We start from the raw sequence: 6,376 nt of genomic DNA, 5'->3' as shown, positions 1-6,376 counted from the left end.
CGGGCGACCGCCCGGCTGTGCGTCTGTTGTGGTTGTGCTGTTAGGCCTTGGTGGCTGCTCGGCGCCTGCGGGCTACTTCCGCCAGTACCACGCCCGCCGCCACCGAGGCGTTGAGGGACTCGACTCCTGCCGCCATGGGGATCGAGACCGTTTGGTCGCAGGTCTCCTTGACCAGGCGGGAGAGGCCTCGGCCCTCTGAGCCGACGACCACCACCAGCGGGCCCGTTGCCAGTTCCAGGCCGTCCACGTCCACGTCGCCGTCCGCGTCGAGGCCGACGATCATGAAGCCCTCGTCCGCCCAGTCGCGGAGGGTGCGGGTCAGGTTCGTCGCCATGGCGATCGGCACCTTGGCCGCCGTGCCCGCGCTGGAGCGCCAGGCGACCGCGGTGATGCTGGCCGAGCGCCGTTGCGGCAGCAGGACGCCCTGTGCGCCGAAGGCCGCCGCGGAGCGGACGACCGCGCCCAGGTTGCGGGGGTCCGTGACGCCGTCCAAGGCGACCAGCAGCGGCTGGTCGCGGGTTTGGCGGGTGAACTCCAGCAGGTCGTCCGGGTGGGCGTAGCTGAACGGCGGGACCTGGAGGCCCAGGCCCTGGTGGAGGGCGCCGCCGGTGATGCGGTCCAGTTCACCGCGGGTCACCTCCAGCACGGAGATGCCGCGGTCCGCCGCCAGGGCGACCGACTCGGCCACGCGGTCGTCGGAGTCGATGCCGATGGCGACGTACAGCGCCGTCGCGGGGATGCCCGCGCGCAGGCACTCCACGACCGGGTTGCGGCCCGCGACGGTTTCGGCCTGGCCCTCGTTCTTGCGGCGGGCCCTGGCCTTTTCGGTGTTCGCCGCCTTGGCCGCGTTCGTCGCCCGGCGGTAGGCCGGGTGGTTCGGGCGCTCTACGGCCTTCGGGGTCGGGCCACGACCCTGGAGGCCCTTGGACTTCTGCCCGCCGGAGCCGACGACGGCACCCTTCTTCGAACCGGGGTTGCGCATCGCGCCCTTGCGCTTGGAGTTACCAGCCACGAGCTCAGTCGTCCCTCAATGTCCACTGCGAACCGTCGGGGTTGTCCTCGACGGCGATCCCTGCGGCCTTCAAGCGGTCGCGCAACGCGTCCGCCCTGGCGAAGTCCCGGTCCTTGCGGGCCTGCAGGCGTTCTTCCAAGACGTGCGCCACCAGCGCCACGAGGGCCTGGCGGGCACCGGTGTCCGTGCTGGTGGCCTCGTTCCACTTGGGGGACAACGGGTCCAGCCCCAGGAGGTCGGCCATTCCGCGCACGCAGCCCGCGGCTTCCCGCGCGGCCTCGTCGTCACCCGCGTCCAGCGCCGAGTTGCCCTCGCGGACCTTGTTGTGCAGCGCGCCGACCGCGAGCGGGGTGCCGAGGTCGGAGTCCATCGCGGTGACGAACTCCGGGCACAGCTCCCCGCTGAGCGAGACGACGCCGGTCCGCTGGACGACGCGGCGCAGGAACGACTCGATGCGGCGGTACGCCGACACCGACTCCTCCAGCGCGCCCTCGGAGTACTCGATGGTCGACCGGTAGTGCGGCGTCACGAGGTAGTAGCGCAGCTCGGGCGCGCGCACCCGGTTCAGCATCTCCGGGATCGACACCACGTTGCCGAGAGACTTGGACATCTTCTCGCCGCTCATGGTGACCCAGGCGTTGTGCATCCAGTACCGGGCGAAGCCGTCGCCGACCGCCCGCGACTGCGCCTGCTCGTTCTCGTGGTGCGGGAAGACCAGGTCGATGCCGCCGCCGTGGATGTCGAACTCGCTGCCGAGGTACTCCGTCGCCATCGCCGAGCACTCGAGGTGCCAGCCGGGACGGCCCGCGCCCCACGGCGTCGGCCACGACGGCTCGCCGGGCTTCGCGCCCTTCCACAGGGTGAAGTCGCGGGGGTCGCGCTTGCCGCGCACCTCGCCCTCGCCCTGGAACACCTCGTCGAGCTTCTGCCCCGACAGCGCCCCGTACTCGGGGAACGAGCGCACCGCGAAGTAGACGTCGCCGCCCGCCGCGTACGCGTGCCCCCCGTCGATGAGCCGCCGCATCAGGTCGACCATCTGCGTCACGTGGCCGGTCGCGCGCGGCGCGTACGACGGCGGCAGGCAGCCGAGCGCGTCGTAGGCGTCCTCGAACGCGCGCTCGTGCGTGAGCGCCCACTCCCACCACGGCCTGCCGTGCTCGGCTGCCTTGGCGAGGATCTTGTCGTCGATGTCCGTGACGTTGCGCACCAGCCGCACGTCGGCGCCGCCGCGCGCGAGCCAGCGGCGCAGCACGTCGAAGTTCAGACCGCTGCGCACGTGGCCGATGTGGGGTACGCCCTGCACGGTCGCCCCACACACGTAGATCGACGCCGTACCGTTGACCAGCGGGTGGAACTCCCGCATGGACCGGGTCGCGGTGTCGTACAGGTGGAGGCTCACATCACGAATGGTACGGGCGAAGGCGTGAGCGGGGTGAATCGACCGCTCAAACGGGGATAATGCCGTGCTTCCGCAGCGAGTCGACCAGCGCGGTAGGCCGCTCGGCCGTCCGCAGCGGCTCGACGATCGCCACCCTGCTCCCCACCGCGGCGGCCCCGCCGTCGGCCTCCTCGCTGTCGCCGACCATCAGCACCTCGGACGGGTCGACCCGCAGCCGCTCGCACGCCAGCAGGAAGATCTTCGGGTCCGGTTTGATCAGCCCCTCCTCGTAGGAGAGGACGACCTCGTCGACCAGGTGGCTGACCCCGAAGCGGTCCAGCACGGCCCGGACGTTCCAGCCCGTGTTGCTCACCACGGCCACCCGCAGGCCTGCCTCGGACACCGTGCGCAGCGCCTCGACGGTGTCCGGGTACGCCCGCCAGTAGGCCGCGCTGACCAGCCGCTCGTAGAACGCGAGCGCCGCGCCCGGCTCGGTCAGCCCGGCGGCCCGGAGCGCGACGACGTGGACGTCCCGGTGCACCTCGGCGTCGAGGTCGCGCCGCAGCCAGAGCTCCTCCATCTCCGGCGTCAGCCCCTCGGCCACGCCGACCGGCGCGGTGAGCGCGCGCATCAGGTCGCCGTGCTCCTCCAGCGCGTCGTGTTCGAGGCGGAAGAGCGTGCCGGAGAAGTCGAAGAGCACCGCGCGGAGGGCCATGCCCCTCAACCTATGTTGGTCTGGACCATGTTGGGGAGCGTTTGTGACGGCTTCGGCAGGGCGACCTACGCGACGTGGCCGGTGACCTTCGTGGGCGTCAGGCGGAGGACGACGCGGACGTGGCCCTCGGGGGCCGGCTCGTGGTCCTGACCGGTGTACTTCCGGGACAGGGCGTGGCCGACGACCAGGCCCTCGTCCTCGGTGATGGTGACCGTGCCGCGGACCTCGGCGTACACCTCGGGGTCGGCGAGGTCGAAGACGCTGACGCTGGCCCTGGGGTCGCGGCGGAGGTTCCGCTCCTTGCGGCGGTCCTCGAGGGTGGAGAACAGCAGGTCGTCACCGTCGCGGATGACCCAGATCACGGACGACTGCGGGCTGCCGTCGGGGTTCGTGGTGCAGAGCACGGCGTAGTTCCGGGCGTCCAGGAGGGCGCGGACGGCGTCGTTGAGGATCACGCGACCACGACCAGCGCGGTCGCGATGGCGGCGATGCCCTCGCCGCGACCGGTGAGACCGAGGCCGTCGGTCGTGGTGCCGGACACCGAGACCGGGCCGCCGACGGCCTCCGAGAGGGTCGACTCGGCCTCGGCGCGCCGCTTGCCGATCTTCGGGTTGTTGCCGATGACCTGCACGGCGGCGTTGCCGACGCGGTAGCCGGACTCCTCGACGAGCCTGCGGACCTCCTTGAGGAGCGTCACACCGCGCGCGCCGGACCAGCGGGGGTCGCTGGTGCCGAACACGGCGCCCAGGTCGCCCAGCCCCGCGGCGGACAGGAGCGCGTCGCACAGGGCGTGCGCGGCCACGTCGCCGTCGGAGTGGCCCTCGCAGCCGTCGACGCCCTCCCAGAGCAGCCCCGCGACCCAGCAGTCGCGACCCGCCTCGACGGGGTGCACGTCGGTGCCGATGCCGACCCTCAAGTGGTTCCTCCGGTGAGCAGCGCCTCGGCGACAGCGAGGTCGAACGGTGTGGTGATCTTCATGGCGTTCGGGTGCCCCGCGACGGTGGTGACCGCCACACCGAGGCGTTCCACGAGGCCGGCGTCATCGGTGGCCCGCACGCCCGACGCGTGGGCGCGCAGCAGCACGTCGGCGGTGAAGCCCTGGGGGGTCTGCACGATCCGCAGCGCCGAGCGGTCCGGGGTGGCGACGACCACGCCGCCCGCGTCGACCTGCTTGACGGTGTCGGCCATCGGCAGCACCGGGATGACGGCGGGACGACCCGCCTCGACGGCCTCGACGACCCGCCGGACGACCTCGCCGGGCGTGAACGCGCGGGCGGCGTCGTGGACGAGCACGATCCGGGTGTCGGGGATCTCACGGAGTGCGTACTCCAACGCGAGACGAACGGAGTCGGTGCGCTCGGCACCCCCCGCAAGCACGTGCACCGCCCCGCCGGCCGAAGCCAGCGAGGCGGTCACGGTGCACATCGTGTCCACATCGGACGGTGGGGCAGCGACTACCACGTGTTGCACGCACCCCGCGTCGAGCAGGCCGCGCACGGCACGAACCAGAAGCGGAACCCCGTTGACCGGCACGAGCGCCTTGGCCATGCCGTAGCCGAGACGCTCACCCCGACCGGCCGCGGGCACGAGCGCGACAACACTCACGTCCGCGGTCCGAGTGGAGTTCGTGCGATCAGGACGCGGTAGCGAGGACCTCGTCGAGGAGGACCTCAGCCTTGTCCTCGTCGGTGCCCTCGGCCAGCGCCAGTTCGCTAACCAGTATCTGCCGAGCCTTCGCCAGCATCCGCTTCTCGCCCGCGGACAGACCGCGATCCTTCTCGCGCCGCCAGAGATCACGCACCACTTCGGCCACCTTGTTCACGTCGCCGGAGGCGAGCTTCTCAAGGTTTGCCTTGTACCGCCGCGACCAGTTGGTCGGCTCCTCGGTGTGGGGAGCACGCAAGACCTCGAAGACTTTGTCGAGACCCTCTTGGCCGACAACGTCGCGCACGCCTACGATCTCGGCGTTGTCAGCGGGCACGCGAACCGTGAGGTCGCCTTGTGCGACCTTCAGGACGAGGTACTTCTTCTCCTCGCCCTTGATCACACGGGTCTCGATCGCTTCGATGAGAGCGGCACCGTGGTGCGGGTAGACGACGGTCTCTCCGACCTTGAAAACCATGTGTCCTCTGCCCCTTTCGCTACCCCCATCCTAACACGCCGGGCAATCCCCTCACCGGCCTCCGGAGTTGGGTAATGGCTGGTCAGGGCCATGCGGGGGGTTGACAAACCACCTGTTGACGTGCCACACCTATGGTCGGACGCTCTCCGCTCACGTCCCAGGTGGGGCCGAACGCGCCCTCCGGGGCACCACGTTCGGCCCGTCCGACGCCACCCCGTTAGGCTCCTGCACCGGTGGTCGGCCCGGTTTCCAGGGCGGACCCTCTCGCCGTACACCAGGAAGGATCCTGCAGCCGTGGGTCGCGCAGAGCAGAAGTCCCGTCTCGCCGTCGTGGTCGCGCTCGCAACGGGCCTCGGGCTCGCGCTCGCCGGGTGCAGCGCGGGGCAGGTCACGCAGACCGACACCCAGGTCGCCACGGTCGACGGCGCCTCGGGCAACGTCGGCTCCATCGCGGTGCGCGACGCGCAGTTCGCCTTCCCGGTCTCGGGCCACGACTACCAGGCGGGCGACGAGGCCCCCGTCGTCGTGACGATCGTGAACAACGGCACCGACGCGGACAAGCTCCTCTCCGTCTCCGGCGAGGTCGGCACGGCCGAGCTGAGCGGCGACGTCGACCTGGAGCCGCAGACCTCCGTCGCGTCCCTGTTCGCCGACCTCGACCGCAGCGGCAGCGCCCACTCCACGCCCTCGGTGACCGCGACCTCCGCCCCCTCGGGCAGCTCGTCGGCTCCGTCCTCCTCGGCTCCGTCCTCCTCGTCCGACTCCTCGTCGACGACCGGGGCGCCGTCGACCACCGGATCGCCGTCCTCCGCCACCTCGTCGGTCACGGGCAGCAGCTCCCCGACCAGCGGCGTGTCGACCCCGGCCTCCAACCGGCCGACCTCCTCCGCCGAGCCCACGGTGCTCGGCAAGGTCCAGATCGTGGTCAAGCTGACCAAGGAACTCCGCCCCGGCCACACCGCGAAGGTGACGCTGCTGTTCGAGAAGGCCGGTCCGATCACCCTCGACCTGCCCATCGGCGCCGACCCCAAGCCCCGGCCCGAGGGCAAGACCGAGCACTGAGACTTGGCCGCGACTACGTCGCGGCGGCTCGGCCGCCATCAGTCGGCACGTCGGCCCCGATCTTTTTCGAGCAGGGCAGAGACTTCG

The 6,376-nt window shown here is 71.3% G+C and carries 8 protein-coding genes; 1 reads left to right on the top strand and 7 read right to left on the bottom strand.

The annotated features are described in order from the left end of the window. Positions 1-40: 40 nt before the first annotated feature. The 7 genes from rlmB to VFZ92_RS38880 all read right to left on the bottom strand — a co-directional run bounded on the left by rlmB (position 41) and on the right by VFZ92_RS38880 (position 5,227). On the bottom strand, positions 41-1,012 hold the full coding sequence (gene rlmB, locus VFZ92_RS38910) for a 23S rRNA (guanosine(2251)-2'-O)-methyltransferase RlmB (protein WP_330882513.1): 972 nt from the start codon (positions 1,010-1,012) through the stop codon (positions 41-43). A 4-nt stretch (positions 1,013-1,016) separates the two neighbouring features. Beyond that, on the bottom strand, positions 1,017-2,411 hold the full coding sequence (gene cysS / locus VFZ92_RS38905; protein WP_330882511.1) for a cysteine--tRNA ligase: 1,395 nt from the start codon (positions 2,409-2,411) through the stop codon (positions 1,017-1,019). A gap of 46 nt (positions 2,412-2,457) precedes the next feature. Further along, on the bottom strand, positions 2,458-3,105 hold the full coding sequence (locus tag VFZ92_RS38900) for an HAD-IA family hydrolase (protein ID WP_330882509.1): 648 nt from the start codon (positions 3,103-3,105) through the stop codon (positions 2,458-2,460). A gap of 65 nt (positions 3,106-3,170) precedes the next feature. Further along, entirely contained in the window at positions 3,171-3,557 is a 387-nt protein-coding gene (locus tag VFZ92_RS38895; RefSeq protein ID WP_330882517.1) for a PPOX class F420-dependent oxidoreductase, read from the bottom strand. Continuing rightward, positions 3,557-4,021 carry a 2-C-methyl-D-erythritol 2,4-cyclodiphosphate synthase gene (ispF, locus tag VFZ92_RS38890; protein ID WP_330882507.1) on the bottom strand — a complete coding sequence of 155 codons (465 nt, stop codon included), beginning with the start codon at positions 4,019-4,021 and terminating at the stop codon, positions 3,557-3,559. Before ispF ends, VFZ92_RS38895 begins: the two co-directional genes overlap by 1 nt. Next, a complete protein-coding gene (gene ispD / locus VFZ92_RS38885) occupies positions 4,018-4,710 on the bottom strand; it encodes a 2-C-methyl-D-erythritol 4-phosphate cytidylyltransferase (RefSeq protein WP_330882505.1) in 693 nt (230 codons plus the stop codon). Before ispD ends, ispF begins: the two co-directional genes overlap by 4 nt. Positions 4,711-4,738: 28 nt before the next feature. After that, positions 4,739-5,227 carry a CarD family transcriptional regulator gene (locus tag VFZ92_RS38880; RefSeq protein ID WP_012782996.1) on the bottom strand — a complete coding sequence of 163 codons (489 nt, stop codon included), beginning with the start codon at positions 5,225-5,227 and terminating at the stop codon, positions 4,739-4,741. A 294-nt stretch (positions 5,228-5,521) separates the two neighbouring features. Between VFZ92_RS38880 and VFZ92_RS38875 the strand changes: the two genes are divergently transcribed. Next, positions 5,522-6,289 carry a hypothetical protein gene (locus VFZ92_RS38875; RefSeq protein WP_330882500.1) on the top strand — a complete coding sequence of 256 codons (768 nt, stop codon included), beginning with the start codon at positions 5,522-5,524 and terminating at the stop codon, positions 6,287-6,289. Positions 6,290-6,376: the final 87 nt, after the last annotated feature.

Origin of the sequence: Umezawaea sp. (assembly GCF_036375055.1) — a bacterium.
In the GTDB taxonomy this organism is placed as follows: Bacteria; Actinomycetota; Actinomycetes; order Mycobacteriales; family Pseudonocardiaceae; genus Umezawaea.
Note: the sequence above shows the minus strand (reverse complement) of the source record. Positions and strands in the feature narration are given on the sequence as shown.